The organism is Novosphingobium sp. TCA1 (genome assembly GCF_009811895.1).
Classification (GTDB): domain Bacteria; phylum Pseudomonadota; class Alphaproteobacteria; order Sphingomonadales; family Sphingomonadaceae; genus Novosphingobium; species Novosphingobium panipatense_A.
Genome location: NZ_BLJH01000009.1, coordinates 20,192 through 35,704, shown reverse-complemented (window position 1 = coordinate 35,704; position 15,513 = coordinate 20,192). Strand labels below are relative to the sequence as shown.

14 protein-coding genes are annotated in these 15,513 nt (G+C 66.3%); 4 read left to right on the top strand and 10 right to left on the bottom strand.

Annotated elements, in window-relative coordinates; genetic code table 11:
• Nucleotides 1–112: 112 nt before the first annotated feature.
• On the bottom strand, nt 113–877 hold the full coding sequence (locus tag NTCA1_RS12515) for an SDR family NAD(P)-dependent oxidoreductase (protein WP_159830786.1): 765 nt from the start codon (nt 875–877) through the stop codon (nt 113–115).
• Nucleotides 878–903: 26 nt separating this feature from the next.
• Nucleotides 904–3,198 carry a TonB-dependent receptor gene (locus NTCA1_RS12510; RefSeq protein ID WP_159830785.1) on the bottom strand — a complete coding sequence of 765 codons (2,295 nt, stop codon included), beginning with the start codon at nt 3,196–3,198 and terminating at the stop codon, nt 904–906.
• Nucleotides 3,199–3,350: 152 nt separating this feature from the next.
• Between NTCA1_RS12510 and NTCA1_RS12505 the strand changes: the two genes are divergently transcribed.
• Nucleotides 3,351–4,364 (top strand): NADP-dependent oxidoreductase, encoded by a 1,014-nt coding sequence (locus NTCA1_RS12505; RefSeq protein ID WP_159830784.1) that lies wholly within the window; start codon nt 3,351–3,353, stop codon nt 4,362–4,364.
• A 184-nt stretch (nt 4,365–4,548) separates the two neighbouring features.
• Here NTCA1_RS12505 and NTCA1_RS12500 read toward each other — a convergent pair whose 3' ends face one another.
• Nucleotides 4,549–5,307, bottom strand: coding sequence for an SDR family NAD(P)-dependent oxidoreductase (locus NTCA1_RS12500; protein WP_159830783.1), 759 nt, complete (start codon nt 5,305–5,307; stop codon nt 4,549–4,551).
• 141 nt (nt 5,308–5,448) lie between these two features.
• Between NTCA1_RS12500 and NTCA1_RS12495 the strand changes: the two genes are divergently transcribed.
• Nucleotides 5,449–6,252 (top strand): SDR family oxidoreductase, encoded by an 804-nt coding sequence (locus NTCA1_RS12495; protein WP_159830782.1) that lies wholly within the window; start codon nt 5,449–5,451, stop codon nt 6,250–6,252.
• A gap of 193 nt (nt 6,253–6,445) precedes the next feature.
• Here NTCA1_RS12495 and NTCA1_RS12490 read toward each other — a convergent pair whose 3' ends face one another.
• Nucleotides 6,446–8,068: an AMP-binding protein gene (locus NTCA1_RS12490; protein ID WP_159830781.1), complete on the bottom strand. Its 1,623-nt coding sequence runs from the start codon at nt 8,066–8,068 to the stop codon at nt 6,446–6,448.
• Nucleotides 8,069–8,200: 132 nt separating this feature from the next.
• Between NTCA1_RS12490 and NTCA1_RS12485 the strand changes: the two genes are divergently transcribed.
• Together NTCA1_RS12485 and NTCA1_RS12480 are read left to right on the top strand one after the other, a co-directional pair.
• A complete protein-coding gene (locus NTCA1_RS12485) occupies nt 8,201–9,379 on the top strand; it encodes an aromatic ring-hydroxylating dioxygenase subunit alpha (protein ID WP_159830780.1) in 1,179 nt (392 codons plus the stop codon).
• A 14-nt stretch (nt 9,380–9,393) separates the two neighbouring features.
• Nucleotides 9,394–10,188 (top strand): sugar phosphate isomerase/epimerase, encoded by a 795-nt coding sequence (locus NTCA1_RS12480; RefSeq protein ID WP_159830779.1) that lies wholly within the window; start codon nt 9,394–9,396, stop codon nt 10,186–10,188.
• Nucleotides 10,189–10,192: 4 nt separating this feature from the next.
• On the opposite strand, the gene NTCA1_RS12475 is transcribed toward NTCA1_RS12480, so the two are convergent.
• The 6 genes from NTCA1_RS12475 to NTCA1_RS12450 all read right to left on the bottom strand — a co-directional run bounded on the left by NTCA1_RS12475 (nt 10,193) and on the right by NTCA1_RS12450 (nt 15,505).
• Nucleotides 10,193–10,600: a GFA family protein gene (locus NTCA1_RS12475; RefSeq protein WP_159830778.1), complete on the bottom strand. Its 408-nt coding sequence runs from the start codon at nt 10,598–10,600 to the stop codon at nt 10,193–10,195.
• 4 nt (nt 10,601–10,604) lie between these two features.
• Nucleotides 10,605–11,291: an SDR family NAD(P)-dependent oxidoreductase gene (locus tag NTCA1_RS12470; RefSeq protein ID WP_159830777.1), complete on the bottom strand. Its 687-nt coding sequence runs from the start codon at nt 11,289–11,291 to the stop codon at nt 10,605–10,607.
• 77 nt (nt 11,292–11,368) lie between these two features.
• Nucleotides 11,369–12,478, bottom strand: coding sequence for an NAD(P)/FAD-dependent oxidoreductase (locus tag NTCA1_RS12465; protein ID WP_159830776.1), 1,110 nt, complete (start codon nt 12,476–12,478; stop codon nt 11,369–11,371).
• Complete coding sequence (locus tag NTCA1_RS12460; protein ID WP_159830775.1) at nt 12,472–13,176, bottom strand: methyltransferase domain-containing protein; 705 nt, start codon at nt 13,174–13,176, stop codon at nt 12,472–12,474. The genes NTCA1_RS12465 and NTCA1_RS12460 overlap by 7 nt, the downstream gene beginning before the upstream one ends.
• A 2-nt stretch (nt 13,177–13,178) precedes the next feature.
• Entirely contained in the window at nt 13,179–14,276 is a 1,098-nt protein-coding gene (locus tag NTCA1_RS12455; RefSeq protein WP_159830774.1) for a type III polyketide synthase, read from the bottom strand.
• Entirely contained in the window at nt 14,273–15,505 is a 1,233-nt protein-coding gene (locus NTCA1_RS12450) for a beta-ketoacyl synthase (protein ID WP_159830773.1), read from the bottom strand. Before NTCA1_RS12450 ends, NTCA1_RS12455 begins: the two co-directional genes overlap by 4 nt.
• Between the last annotated feature and the right edge of the window lie 8 nt (nt 15,506–15,513).

The following is a 15,513-nucleotide window of genomic DNA, read 5'->3' as shown; positions in this document are numbered from 1 at the left end:
GCTGTCGGCGGGGCGTTTTTCTGCGCGGGTGTGCCTGAAGAACTGCCAGCGGTCCCGGAGCAAGTCCGGGACGACGCGATTCTTCGGGGCATTTCTTCCGGCTTCGCCAGCCTCACATGGCCGTCACACCGCCGTCCACCACGAATTCTCCGCCGGTGATGTAGTTCGCCTCATCGCTGGCGAGGAACAGGATCATGTTGGCGATGTCCAGCGGGCTGCCCATGCGCTTCATCGGGATCGAGGCGACGATCTCCTTGAAGCCTTGCGGATTGTCGCTGCGGGCGACGTCCTGCATGGCGGTTTCGATCATGCCGGGGTGGACGGAATTGCAGCGGATGCCTTCGGCCGCGCATTCCAGCGCCACGACCTTGGAGAAGATCCGCACCCCGCCCTTGGCAGCGCCGTAGGCCCCGCACATCGGCACGCCGACGAGGCCGCCGATCGACGAGAGATTGACTATGGAACCGCCGCCGCCGGTCTTGCGCATCAGTTCCACCGCCCGGCGCGTGCCCAGGAACACGCTGTCGAGATTGACCTTGTTCTGCTTTTCCCAGTCGGCAAGGGAAAGTGCCGTCAGCGGCTTCAGCACGGCGATACCGGCATTGTTGACCAGTACGTCGATCCTGCCGTGGCCCTTTTCGATCGCCTGGAACAGGTCCTCCCAGCCCGCCTCGCTGGTCACGTCCTGCGCCAGGGCTTCGGCCTGGCCGCCGCCTTCCCGGATCGCGGCGGCAACACTCTCCGCGCCGCCCGTATCGAGGTCCGTCAGGTAGACGAAAGCGCCTTCCTCCGCGAAGCGCCGCGCGGTGGCAGCGCCCAGTCCGCGTTCGTTTCCGGCGCCGGTAACCAGCGTGATCTTGCCTTCCAGACGGCCCATGCCTTGTAACCCTTCCTGATGCGATTTCAGAACTTTACGCCGATAGTGGCGCCATAAGTACGCGGCTCCAGCGCCATACCGAACGAGAACAGCCCGGCGACGGTGAAGGCGTGCGTGGTGGTCTTCTCGTTGAGGAGATTGCGGCCGAAGAAACGGACGTAAGCCTCCTTGTCGTCGATATCGAAGTTCACGGTGAGGCTGGCATCGACCAGATCCTGCGTGGTGGTGCGCACGCGGGGGTCGTTGCCGTTGACGATTACCTCGGTGACCGTGCCGGAGGCGTCGGTCACGGGCGTCAGCGAGGCTTGCGAGATCTGTTCGTCGTAAGGGCTGATATGGCGCCAGCCTGCCGTCGCCACGACTTTGCCGAAGCTGGTGGGCACGGTGTAGTCCGCATTGACCGATCCGGTGAACTTCGGAGCATAGATCAGCCGGTTCGCGGAATAGTCGAACGGCACGATGAGGCCGTTATAGGCGCCGTCGGTCACGAAGTTGCGGAAGTGCGATTTCATGTAGGCGGAAGAGGCGGTGATCGTCAGGCGCGGGGTCACGCGCAGGGTGGCGTCCATCTCTATGCCCTTGATCAGCGCGCCGCCCGGTACGTTGCCGGTGATCGTCTGGTTGCCGAGCGGGCCGCCGGGTACGGTGAGGTTCTGCTGCATGTCCTTGTAGTCGGAAATGTAGCCGGCAAGGTTGATTTCCAGCTTCTTGTCGAAGGCGGCCAGCTTGGCGCCGATTTCGTAGGCGTCCACGGTTTCGGGTTGGAACGGGGTGCTGGCGGTGTCCGCCGTGGCGGCGCGGGGGCTGAACCCGCCCGAGCGGTAGCCGCGAGACCAGCTGGCATAGAGCATGACGTCGTTGCTGGGGCGATAGTCGATGCCGATCTTGGGCGTGAACTTGGTGAAGTTCGCATCGCCCGAGCCGATCAACCCGTCCCGCGCGAAGCTGTTGGTCAGCTTCTTGTTGTCATGCGACCAGCGGCCGCCGAACGAAAGCCGCCACTTGTCGGCAAAGGCCCAGTTGAAGTCTCCGAAGAAGGCGTAGCTGGTAGTCTTGCCCAGGTTGGTCTGCGCGTTCTGGTCGAACTCCATGGGCGGGACCGAAGGATCGAAGCCGAAGAAGCGCGTCCACTGGGTAAGATCGTACTTGGAGTGGAAGTAATAGGCGCCCACGACATAGTCGAATCCGGTAAACAGGTTCCCGGCGGCGCGCAGCTCCTGGCTCCACTGCGTGTACTTCTGACGGCGGTCGACGTAGTAGAGATCGGTCGAGGACCCATCGAAGTCCTGCGTCTGCTTCTCCTTGCTGTGGCGCCATCCGGTGATCGAGCTGAGCTTTACCGCGCCCAGGTCGTAGTTCATCTGCAATGTGGCGTTCGGCGCACGGTACTTGCTCTTCGCCGGCAGGGTGAACACGGTATAGAGATCGGTGGTATTGTTGCGGTTGCACTCGTTGGCGGGGATCAGTCCGCAGAACATCTCGGTGCTGTTGGTCAGGTTGCTGACGACCGGCTCGAAACTCTGGACCACGTTCTCGACGCTGAGCTGGGCATCGAAACCGCTGCCGGTCGGCTCGAACAGCAGGCTGGCGCCGTAGCTGTCGCCCTTGCTGCCGCCCGCGCGGGTATCGCGGATGGCGTTGTAGTAGAAGCCGTCGGATTCGTTGTGGAAGTACCAGCCCTTGATGCCCCAGGTCTCGCCGTCGCCATAGTTGACGATGGCCTTGCCCGCCCAAGTGTTCCAGCGGCCATAGGTAAACTCGGCCTTCACGCCGGGTTCCATGGTGGGCTTGGTACGGGTGATGTTGATGACGCCGCCGATCGTGTTGGCGCCGAACAGCGTGCCCTGCGGGCCGCGCAGGACCTCGATCTGGGCAATGTCGAAGGCGTCCTGAAGCTGGCCGGTATTGGTGCCGATCGTCACGCCGTCCACGACGACGCCCACCGTCGGCGTCTGGGACTTCTCGACGTCGGCATACGTCAGGCCGCGGATCGAGATATTGGCCGCCTGCGCGCCAGAATTCTGTTGGGTGATGAGCAGGCCGGGTGCGGTGCCCTGCAGGTCGCCGATATTCACGGCGGCCTTGTTTTCCAGCATCGCGGTGTTGATGGCCGTAATGGCGACCGGGGTCGATTGCAGCGTTTCCGAACGGCGCCGGGCGGTGACGATGATTTCGGTGGTATCGATCGTGGCCTGTTGCGGTACCGGTGCCTGTGCAGGCGCGGGCGCCTCGCTCTGTGCATTGGCCGGAGAAATGATGCAGGTGAGCGCGCTTGTCGAAAGTGCGACAAGCAACGCTCCGCGACGACGTGCGGATGCCATGTTTTCCTCCCTCTCCCCGACTATTCTTGTAGCCGACTTTACTTGATCACTATGCTACGAATTGGAGTGATACTCGAACTGACCATTTGCACAGGTGCAGTCACGGCCATGAATGTCGAGGCAGTAGGAGAATGGAGAGGAGATCCCGCGACATGACTGCCAACCGCCGCTTCCTGCTTGCACGCAGACCCCGGGGCGAACCCGTGGCCGAGGATTTCGCGCTGGTGGAAGAGGACGTGCCGGTGCCGCCGCGCGGCTGGATCGTTGTTCGCAACCACTACGCTTCGCTCGATCCCGCGCAGCGCGGCTGGATGGACGATGCGGAAAGCTACATGCCGCCGATCCCGCTCGGCGCGCCGGTCCGCGCGACCACCGTGGGCGTGGTGCAGGCCTCGGACAATCCTGAGTTTCGCGTGGGGCAATGGGTCATGGGGTTGAATGCGCTGGAGGATTACTCGGTGGCGATGCCCGGCGGTTTCACCATGCCGATCGACATCGACGCGGTGGCATCGCCCTCCAACTATCTCTCGGCACTGGGGGCGGTGGGGCTGACGGCCTATTTCGGCCTGCTGGAAGTGGCGCAGCCGCGTGAGGGTGAAACCTTGCTGGTTTCAGGTGCGGCGGGTGCGGTGGGATCGGCGGTGGGCCAGCTCGGCAAGATCGCAGGGTGCCGCGTGATCGGCATCGCGGGCGGTGCGGAAAAGTGCCGCCGCCTGATCGAAGACTACGGCTTCGATGCCGCCATCGACTACAAGGGCAAGGACCACGCCGCGCTGGTCGCCGCGATTGCCGAGGCGGCGCCGGAGGGCGCGAACGTTGTCTTCGAGAATGTCGGCGGGCCGGTGCTGGAGGCGGAAGTGTTCAACCTGGCGCTCCACGCGCGGATCGTGCTCTGCGGGCTGATCAGCGAATACAATTCGGCGGAAAAGCAGGGCTTGCGCAGCCTCTGGCAAATATTGACGCGGCGCGCGACCGTGCATGGTTTCCTGATCGCCGATTACGCCCACCGCTTCGCCGAGGGCGGCGCGCAGATGGCGAAGTGGCTTGCCGAAGGGCGGCTGCGCGCCGACGAGGATGTGCAGGAGGGGCTGGAAAACGCCTATGCCGCGTTCATGCGGCTATTTTCGGGGGCGAATACTGGGAAGCTGGTGTTGCGGATCGTCTAGCTCGGGAGGCTGGGGATGATCCTTCGACAAGCTCAGGATGAGCGGGGGTGGGGTTCAGAGGCAGGGAGAAACGCCGCTCTCAACCCGCTCAGCCTGAGCTTGTCGAAGGCCCCGCAGCCCCACACTACGCCAAAAAAAGGCGGCGAACCCGAAGGTCCGCCGCCTCCATGCCGGAGGGTGAGCCCTAGAACTGCACGCGCTTGGTATAGCCGCCGTCCACCACCACGTTGGTGCCGGTGGTGTAGGAAGAGGCTGTGCTGGCCAGGAATACGATGGTGCGGGCCACTTCCTCCGGCCCGCCCCAGCGGCCGAGCGCGAAGGCCGCCTCGGTCGCCTGGTAGAGTTCGGGCATGGCCGAGCCGATCGCTTCCCAGTTGCCGCCGGGGAATTTGATCGGGCCGGGCGAAACGCAGTTCACGCGGATGCCCTGTGGGCCGACCATTTGGCTGAGCTGGCCCGAATAGGCGATCAGCGCCGCCTTCATGGCGTTGAAGGCCTGCGGCACGATGAAGGTTTCGGTGCCGGCGGTGGAGGCCATGATGACGATCGCGCCGGTGCCGGACTTTTCGAGATAAGGCTGCAAGGTCTCGCAGCCGAGCACGGTGCCCTTGATGTCGGCGGCGAAGCAGGCCTCCCAGTCGCCGGTGGCACCGGAGCCGGAGGCGCTGGCGCCGGGGACGAAAATGTCGCAGCCACCCAGCCTGTCGGCAGCGGATGTCAGCCATTCGACGTAAGCGCCATGGTCCAGCATGTCGAGCGCCTCGCCGATCACGATGCCGCCGTGGCGTGCCAGCGAGTCCACCGTTTCGGCCACTTGTTCGGCATTGCGCGAGAAGAATGCGATGTCGCAGCCTTCCGCGGCGAAGATCTCCAGCGCGGCGCGGCCGATGCCGCGGCTGCCGCCGGTGAGAATGACTTTCCTGCCCTTCAGTCCAAGATCCATGGCTGCCTGTTCCTCTGCCTTCGCGCGTTGTTTTCTGCGTCGGTTGTCGCCGCTCCAAGGCGCGGGGGCCACTCCTATTTTGGTCAGGAACGGCGCATCCATCGGCGTGGTAGGGCCTTCCGATAAAGACGGGAGACGATGATGGGACGACTGCAAGGCAAGCGCGCCGTGATTCTGGGCGCGAGCAGCGCTGGCAACATGGGCCAGCACATCGCCCGGCGCTTTCTGGCCGAAGGCGCGCGGGTGCTGGTATCGGGGCGCAAGGAGGCCGTTCTGGCCGACTTCGCCGCAAAGCAGGGTTGCGAATGGGGCCCGTGCGACCTCACCGACGAAGGCAGCGTGGAGGCGCTGGCCGAGGCGGGCGTGGCAAAACTGGGCGGCATCGACATTGCCCTCAACGCCACCGGCTGGGGCCTGCTGAAGCCGTTCCTCGACACCACGCATGAAGACGTGATGGCGATGACGATGCTGCAATACGTCGGGCCGTTTCACTTCTTCCAGTCGATGCTGCGCCGCATGGCGCGCAGCCGGGGCGGGCAGGGCGGCTCGATCATCCAGATCAGTTCGGCCACCGCGACGATCATGCTGGACGATCACGCCGCCTACATGGGCACCAAGGCGGGGACGGACCATGTGATCCGCTGCGTGGCCAACGAGTTCGGGCGTGAGGGGGTGCGGGCGAACTCGATCTCTCCGGGACTGACGGATACGCCGATGACGGCGGATGCCAAGCAAGTGCCGGGGCTGTTCGATGCGTTTCTGGCCGGCTATCCGCTGGGCCGCATCGGCACTTCGGACGATATCGCCGCCGCCGCCGTCTGGCTGGCCAGCGACGAATGCTTCATGACCGGCGAGAACCTGCAAGTGAACGGCGGCCTGACCCTGCGGCGCAATCCGATGAAGAGCGAGATCGACGCGGCGGTGGCGGCGGCGATGGGGGGATAGGCCGCTTCGCACGAATACACTCACGCCCCATACACCCACACACCCACACCCCGTCATCCCCGCGTAGGCGGGGATCCCGCTTGTTCTTCGATCCACAGCGCTGCGCTGCAAGAAAAGCGGGGCCCCCGCCTACGCGGGGGCGACGAGGATGGGACTGATAGGTTTCGTTTGATCTAAGCCGTGCGCGCCGCTGCTACGGAACCAGCAAGGCCCGCACATCCTCGCGCAGCAGGTCCTTGCGCACTTTGCCCGAGGCAGTGCGGGGGAAGTCTTCCCGGAACTCGAAGCGCTCCGGGACCTTCTGCTTGGCCAGCCCGCTGGTGGCGACATGCGCGGCGAGGTCGTCGCCTGACACCGCCCCAATCGCGATCACATAAGCGCAGACGCCTTCGCCCAGGCGCGTATGGGGCATGGCGACAACCGCAGCCTCGCGTACCAGCGGATGGCCGTGGAGCACGTCCTCGATCTCCTTGGCGGAGATGTTTTCCCCGCCCCGGATGATCAGGTCCTTCTTTCGGCCCGTCACGGTGATCGCCCCTTCGGCCGAGCGCGTGCCCAGATCTCCGGTACGGAAGAAACCGTCCGCCGTGATCGCCTCACGCGTCTGGCCTTCGTCGGCATAGCCCAACAACATGCCCGGCCCGCGCGCGAGGATTTCACCCTCGGTGCCATCGGGCAAGTCGCGGTCCTCGCCGTCGACGATCCGCACTTCGTAATCGACCACTTTGCCGTCGGTCGCAGCGGCCAGCGCCTCGTCGCGCGGCCAGCCGAAAGTCACCAGCGGCACTTCGGATGCGCCGAAGACGCGGAAGGCGCGGCACTGCGCGAAGGCGGCATTGGCGGCGGGGATCAGGTCCGGCGGCACCGCCGCGCCGCCGCAGGCGAAGAAGCGGAACGTGGGCAGCGGATTGCCCGCCGCGCGCGCTGCCGCCGCCAATTCCACCAGAAAAGGCGTGGCGGCGACCGTGCCGACCAGCGCGTGCCGGTCGATCAGGGCCAGCGCCTCGACCGCGTTCCAGCTTTCCATCAGCACGGTGCGGGTGCCGCAGACGAAGGGCGCCTCCAGCCCGTTGGCATAGCCCGAAACGTGGGTGACGGGGGAGGGCATCAGCGTCGCCTCGCCCGGAGCAAGGCCCCAATGCGCGGCGCTTGTCCGAAGGATGCGCGCGATGGAAACGTGGCTGTGCAGTACGCCCTTTGGTCTGCCGGTGGTGCCCGAGGTGTAGAGCACCATCTTTACGCCCAGCGGATCGACGGCGGGCCGCGCGAAAGCTTGCCCGCGCCCTTCCGCAACAAGTACGGCGTAATCGTCGGCGCCTTCTCCCCGCACAGTGAAGACATGCCGCAAATCGGGCAGGTCGGCGGCGATCCGCGTGGCCATCGCGGCATAGTCGAACTTGCGGAAGGTGGCGGGCACGAACAGCGCTGCGGCGCGGCAATCGGCCAGCATCTGCGCCACTTCCCGGTCGCGGTAGATCGGCACGATGGGATTGACGATTAGCCCGGACATCGCGGCGGCCAAATTGATGACCATCGCCTCGCGCCAGTTGGGCACCTGAAAGGCCAGCACATCGCCGGCCCGCAGCCCGCGTGCATGGAGCGCGGCCGATAGCGCCTCCGCATCGGCCAGCGCCTGCGCGCGCGTCACGGTAACCTCGCCGTCGATCAGCGCCACGAAATCGGGGTCCGCCTCGGCCAGCGCCTGTGCCTGCTGCGCGATCGTGCGTTCGTCCCACACGCCGGTCTCGGCATAGGCGGCCAGGTGCGGCGGCGGCGTTTTCAGCCACGCCCAGGGGCTGTCATTCCTCTCCATCATCGCCGATGACTGCCCTTGCCGAAGATCGCGGCCAACTGGCCAAAGTGCCAAGAACCTATCACCTTGCGCAGGTTGCCGCCATTGCCGCACGGGCACAGGATCGCAGGCGATAACGATGCGGGAGAGGACCGAGTGGACCGCGTAAAGCACATTGGCGACGTCGCCGAGATCATGCTCGATTACGTCGAGAACAGGAAGACTTTCCAGACGGACCGGACATTCAAGGTCCCCACCGCAAGCTATACCGACAAGGACCAGTACAAGGCCGAGATGGAGCTGGTGTTCAAGCGCGTGCCGCTGATGCTGGCTTTCACGGCGGAAATGCCGAAGCCTGGCGATTACAAGGCGATGGAGGCCGTGGGCCTGCCGGTGCTGATCACGCGCGACAAGGAAGGGAAGGTCCGCGCGTTCCTGAACGTCTGTTCGCATCGCGGCGCGCCGGTCGCGGCGGAAGGGCATGGCAATTGCGCCCGCTTCACCTGCAAGTATCACGCCTGGACTTACGCGGCGGACGGCCGCCTGCTGGGCATTTCGGAGGCGAGCACCTTCGGGCAAGTAGACAAGGGCGAGATGGGCCTGCGCCAGCTTCCGTGCGAGGAACGCGCCGGTATGATCTTCGTCTGCCTGACGCCCAATGCGCCGATGGACCTGGACAATCATTTTCGCGGTTATCTTGAGGATTTCGAGGCGCTGGACTTCGCCAACTGGACCTATCTGGGCAACCGCACGATCGAGGGTGCGAACTGGAAGATCGCCTTCGACGGTTATCTGGAGGGTTATCACTTCCAGTCGCTCCACCCGGAAACGATCTTTCCGCGCACGCCGTCCAACTGCACGCATTACGAAGGCTTCGGCCCGAACATCCGCATCGGCTTCCCCCAGCACTCGATTGCCGAGCAGCTGAAGGACGTGCCGCGAGAGGAATGGGGCAACAAGGAGAACTATGGCTACGATTTCGTGCGCATCTTCTTCCCCAACGTATCGATCTTCATCGCGCCCGAAATCACCCAGATCGCCCAGCTTTTCCCGGGGCCCACGCCCGACCGTAACCGCACGGTGCTGAACTACCTGCGCCGCGATCCGGTGCGGGACGAGGCGGACCGCGAAGGGGTGGAAGCGGCGATGAACTTCTTCCGCGACGTGACCTATCAGGAGGATTACGTCATCGGGCTGGAGATCCAGAAAGGCCTCGAATCCGGGGCGCATGACGAGCTTACCTTCGGTCGCAACGAAAGGGGCAACCAGTACTTCCACGAATGGCTGAACTGGTATCTGCAGGACGACGCCTCGCTGCCCGAACCGCAAATGTAAGGCGGACGGGACAGATGGCGCGCAAGCTTTCGCTGGCTTCGGGCGTGCTGCCCGAATTCGGCGCGGTGGACGTGGTGGAGGCCGGCGCGGCGACGGGGTTCGACGCGGTCGGCCTCTGGATCGATCCGGCGGAATGGACCGCGCAGCACAGCCGCGATACCCGCGCGGCGCTGGCGCGCACCGGCATGCCGGTGCTCGATGTGGAAGTCGTGTGGATCAAGCCCGATTCCGCGCTCGACGATCATCGCACGGTGATTGACGTGGGCGCGGACCTCGGCGCGGGGAATGTGCTCTGCGTCTCGTCCGACCCCGATCATGGCGCCGCGGCGGAGAAACTCGCCGCGCTCTGCCGCCATGCTGAGGGTTCGGGCCTGCGTGTGGCGCTGGAATTCGGCATTTTCACCGAGGTGAAGAATCTGGCGCAGGCGCTGGGCGTCATCCGGCAGGTGGATCATCCGCTGGCAGCGCTGCTGATCGATCCGATCCATGTCGACCGTTCGGGCACAAGCCTGGCGGAGATCGCCGCCATCGATCCGGCGCTGCTGCCTTACGCCCAGTTCTGCGATGCGCGCGCCAAGCGGCCCGACCCTTCGGACTTCGCCGCCGTGATCGCGGATGCGGTGGACTTGCGCGAACAGTGCGGAGAGGGGGCGCTGCCGCTGGCGGACTTACTGGCGGCATTGCCCGCAGAAGTTCCGCTGTCCATCGAATTGCGCTCCGCCGCGCTGCGCGCGGCGTTCCCCGATCCGGTCCTGCGGGCGAGAGCGGTGCTGGAAGCCACGCGTGGCTGGCTGCGCGAGATGGCGTAAAGGCTCAGGAAGGAAAGGCGTCGAAGGCGGGAAGGCCGTCGCAGATCGTGTCCCAATCCGCTTTCGAACCGGCGAAGATATGCGCGCTCGGCCGGATCGTGGGACTATCGAGCAGGGTGCCGAGCGTTACGTGGACATAGCGTCCTTCGCGCACGAGCGAGAACATCAGCGATCCGCACCGGGCGCAGTGACCGTCGTGATTGTCCCCGTCGCCATAGCGAAGCAGGCGTTCGGGCGCATGAAGATGCAGGGCTTCGGCCGCTATGCCCGCGAAAGGCTTCGAGGCCGCGCCGGTCGCGCGGCGGCACTGCGAGCAGTGGCAGATGAAAGCATAGGAAAACGCGTCCTCGACCGCATAAGTGCAATCTCCGCAGAGGCAGGAGCCTTGCAGAAGCCGCGCGCCACTGCTCATCGCGCTACCATGCGTGCGGTTCCCCATTCCACTTGTAGAACCCGCCCGACATTTCCGACGTAAGCCGGTCCGCCAGCGCGGCGATGCCTTCGGCGCTTTCCTGCGGCGTGAGATCGGCCTGAGGGCCGCCCATGGCGGTCTGCACCCAGCCCGGATGGACGCTGACCGCGATGATGCCGCGTTCCCTGGTCCCCAGCGCGATCGAAACCATCAGCCGGTGCAGCGCCGCTTTCGAGGCCGCATAAGCCTCGTACCCCGGATAGGGCCAAGTCGAGGCGCCGACCTGGCTGCCCAGGCTGAGCACTTTCGCGCCCGCCTTCAGGCGCGGCAGGAAGGCCTGGAACACGCGCATCGGGCCGCTGACGTTGATGTTGAAGACGTCCGCCCAATCCGCGAAATCGGCGCTCTCCAGCTCCGAGGTCACGCTGCCGGAAACGCCTGCGACATTGTAGAGTACGTCGATCGCGGCATCGCCGGAATCCGCGGCCCCGTCCCTGACGGAAGCATCGTCACCCACGTCCATGGCGTGGAGGGTGACGGACCCACCGGATCCGGCGGCAATCGCCTTCAACGCGGCGGCGCCTTCGGGGTCGCGGAGCAGGGCGAAGACCCGGTCCCCGCGTTCCACATGCAGCTTGACGAGTTCGAGCGCGATGCCGCGCCCTGCTCCGGTGATTGCCACATTCGCCATCGGGTATCCTTCTCTTTCGGCCGAACCTGAAGGTAATGCCTATCAAAGGCATTGAAAGCCCTGACCTCTCCAATCGGTCAGGGTGTCGTTTGGAGCCGGGTGGCGGCGGCCATGCGGCCGAGCAGCGGGGGACAGAAACCGAGCAGACCCGCCGCCAACCGTGCAGTCAGCGGCAGACTTGCAAGCCGATGAAGCAGCATGGCCTTGCGCACCTGAGCGCCCACTTCGCGGCGCAGGCGGCGGGTGTAGTCGGCAGGTCCCATACCCGCGAGCAGGCTTTCCGCGGCCAGCGCGGCGCTGCGCAAGGCGATCGCCATGCCGTCTCCGGTGAGCGGCGCGGTCAGCGCGGCCTGGTCGCCCAGACGGAACAGGCCCGCGCGGTCGTCGGCGGGGCGCTGGACCTGGCCATAGGGCAGGCCCGCGACAGTGCAGGGGCGTGCGAACAGTTCGGTGGCACCGTCCAGGCGCCGGGCAACGTGGTCCTGCCGCGCCAGCACCGCGAGCAGGGCGGGCCAGGACCCGGTGAACCCGTCGCGCCGGATCAATGCGCAGAAGTTCATCACGCGCGGCGCCACACGCTGGAGGCCCAGATAGCCGTGGTCGCAGGCTACCAGTTCCACCGCATTGCCGAGCGCCGCCTCTTGCCCGGCCGATATCCGCCAGTGCATCTTGAAGCCGAGATAGTCGGCGCGGCGGCCGGGTCTCTCCGCCGAGGGACGTCTGGCGCCGCGCAAGTCGTGCTTGCCGGTGGCGAGGAGCAGCGTTTCGGCCTCGAATCGGCCTTTGGTGGTATGGACGGCGCAATCGTCGATGGAGAGCACTTTTTCGCCCCGCCGAAGGTGCGCTCCTGCCGCTTGCGCCGCTTCGAGCAGGGCTTCGTCCATGACGAGGCGGCTCACGCCCAGCCCGGTGAAGGGCAGGCGCGCCTCGACTGTCGCACTACCGGAGACGATCCGTACCCGGTCGATGGCGACGGCGCCCAGCCGCAGCGGCTCGAAAGTCATGGCGCGCAGGTCCCGCTGGGCTTCGACGGATAGGAACTCGCCGCAGATCTTGTGATGCGGGCCTGCCTGCCGCTCGAAGAGATGCACCTCGCGCCCGGCGCGCGCCAGCAGCAGGGCGGCGGAGGCGCCTGCCGGGCCGCCGCCCAATACAGCTGCCGATCCTGCGGCAACCGAGCCTACCATCGGCGCCGCTCCACGCAGTAGCGGAATGGAAACCGCCTGCGCAGTTCGGCCCGGCCTTCCAGCCCTGCAGCGACGAGCAGGTCGCTCCAGTCCTCGCGGCGAAAGGCCCGCGCGATGGAGAGCGGGCCGTCGTGTCGCACGAAAGGATGCCAGCGCATGAGGGCTGCCAGCAGCGCGAAACCATGATAGGCGAAGCGGTGGCGATGGAGGTCGTTGACGAACCAGCCGAGCGCTGCCTTGCGTTCCATCCATCGCAGGAACTGCACGATTTCCGCATCGGACATGTGATGGGTGACCAGCGAACTCACCACGAGATCCACCGGCTCCTCCACCGCGAAGGCATCCCCGGTGCGGAAGTCGATGGTAAGGTCGGGTGGAGTCAGGCGCCGGGCGACCGGTTCGCTGCGGGGATTGATGTCGAACCCGATGAGCCGCACCTTGCGTCCGCGCCTGCAGGCATGTCGGGCCAGCGCCCGCAGCATGTCGCCCGCGCCGAAGCCCACATCGACCACCGTGAGCGCATGGTCGAGGGGCGTGGCGGCAAAGGCCCGGTCGAGAAAGGCCAGGGTGGGCAGCCTTGCCAGCGTGACGGTGTTGACCTTGGCAAGGTCTTCGATGCAGGCGGCGAATACGTCCGGCGCCACGTCATCGCCGTCCATCCATTCCGGTTCATGGGAGCGGCGGTGAAAGTCGGGCATGGCTAAATCAGCGTGAACCGGAAGGTCTCGGCGGCCAGGCCGGGACCGAACGCCATGGCCATGCCGCGCTTGCCGGGAGATGAAGCGCCGGCATGGTCCGCCATCATCGCGGCGAGCACGAACATGAGCGTGGCCGAGGACATGTTGCCATAACGGCGCAGCACCTCGCGTGAGGGGCGTAGCGCGGCAGGATCGAGGTCCAGTGCCCGTTCCACGGCGTCCAGGATCGTGCGGCCCCCGGCATGGACGGCCCAGAGATCGTAGTCTTCGGGCGCGGTGCCGCGAAACAGGCCGTCGCCGTCGTTGCGGCTGCGTTCGGCGCGCAAGGCATCGGCTATGAAGCCGGGCACTCTGCCGTCGAGCTGCATGTCGAACCCCTGATCGCCGATCCGCCAGGTGATGGCCTCGGCCGATCCGGCAATGGCGGCGGCGCGGAAGTCGGCAAGGGCCACGCCTTGCGGCCGGGCCGTGACCAGCGCGGCGGCGGCACCGTCTCCGAACAGCAGCATGGAGAGCAGCTTCTCCAGATCCTGGGTGCGCTGGAAATGGATCGTGCAGAGTTCGAGATTGACCACCAGCACGCGTGCGTCCGGTTCGGAACGGACGATGTGATGGGCCAGGCGCAGGGCATTGACTGCCGCGTAGCAGCCCATGAAGCCCACCACGGTGCGCTCCACCGCCGGATCGATCCCGGTCGCGGCCACCAGCAGCTGGTCCAGCCCCGGCGCGACGAAGCCGGTGCAGGACGCCAGGACCAGATGGGTAATGCCTTCCGCCGCGATATCCGGGCTGAGCGCGCGCACGGCCTGAAGCGCCAGGGCGGGCGCATCGCGTTCGTAGCGGGCCATGCGCGCGGCGGTTGAGGGCCACTCGCCCAGCCCGTAGAAGCGCTCCCGGTCGGTAATCCGGCCATCGGCCAGCACTTCCGGTTCGAGAAAGGAGAACCGCCGCTCGATCCCGGAGCGCGGCACCATCCGGTCGAACAGGCGCAAGTGCGCGGGATCTGCCAGCGACGCGCGGACGAAGGCGACGAAGGCATCGTGGACCTGATGCGGCGGCACGGCCGTGCCGATGGCGTTGATATGGGCGGTTACCGTCATGCCGAAAGCCTGCCGATCAGCACGGCATTCAGCCCGCCGAAGGCGAAACTGTTCGAGACCAGCACGCGGTGGTCGATCGGCGTGGGGCCGAGCGCCAGCGGCAGGTCGCATTCCGGGTCGGTTCCGAGATGGCCCAGCACCGGCGGGGCTACCCCGCGCGACAGGGCCTCCATCCCGATCACGAACTCCAGCGCTGCCGTCGCGCCGATCAGGTGGCCGTGGGCGGACTTGGTGGCGATGGCGGTATGGCGCGCGAGGGCCGATCCATAGACGGCGCGGATGGCGGCGGCTTCTGCCGGGTCGTTGAGGCGGGTGCCGGTGCCGTGGGTGGAAATCAGCGCGGGCTCGTCAGGGAGAATGGCGGCATCCTCGTGGGCGGCGCGGATCGCCGTCTCTATGCCTGCGGAGTCCGGCGCGGTCATGTCGGCGGCATCGCTGGCGGCGCCGTAGCCCGCCAGTTCGCCCAGTATCCGGGCACCGCGCGCGGCGGCATGGGCTTCGCTTTCCAGCACCACCACTGCCGCGCCTTCGCCCAGCACCATGCCCTTGCGGTCTCGCGAAAAGGGGCGGCAGGTATCATCGGCCATGACCCCGACCGAATTCCAGGCGACCCACGAGCCCGGCGTCAGGCAGGCCTCGCTCCCTCCGGCCAGGGTAACATCGACACGCCCGGAGCGGATCATGTGCATGGCTTCTCCCAGGGCATGGGCGGACGAGGCGCAGGCGCTGGAGATCACGAAAGTGGGGCCATGCACGCCGAGCAGCATCGCCAGATGGCTGGCCGGGGCGGAAATCATCGAGGATGGGATGGTCTGGGGATGCACTTTCGACAGGTCCCGCGCGTAGAGGCGCTCGAAAGCCTGGTCCATCGTGGCATTGCCGCCGCTGCCGCAGCCCATGACGATGGCGGCGCGGCGGTCCAGCGCGGGGTGGCCGCGCAGGCCCGCCGCGTTGACGGCCTCGACGCCCGCCGCCAGGGCATGGAGCGAGAGCGGATCGATCTGCCCCAGCGCGCGAAGATCTTCGCCCGCCAGCGCGGCGCGGCAGGCCTGCTGGTCGACCCAGGCGGCAGGCCCGTCCATGCGGCGGGCGGGATGCTCAGTGGGTGCTTCGCGCAAGAGCCTGCGGATCGCGCTTTCGCCTGCGGCGATGCTGTGCCATGTCTCCGCGAGACCGATTCCGAGGCCGCTGACGCAGCCGAAGCCGGTCAGGACGACCTTGCGGTTCACGAAGGCGC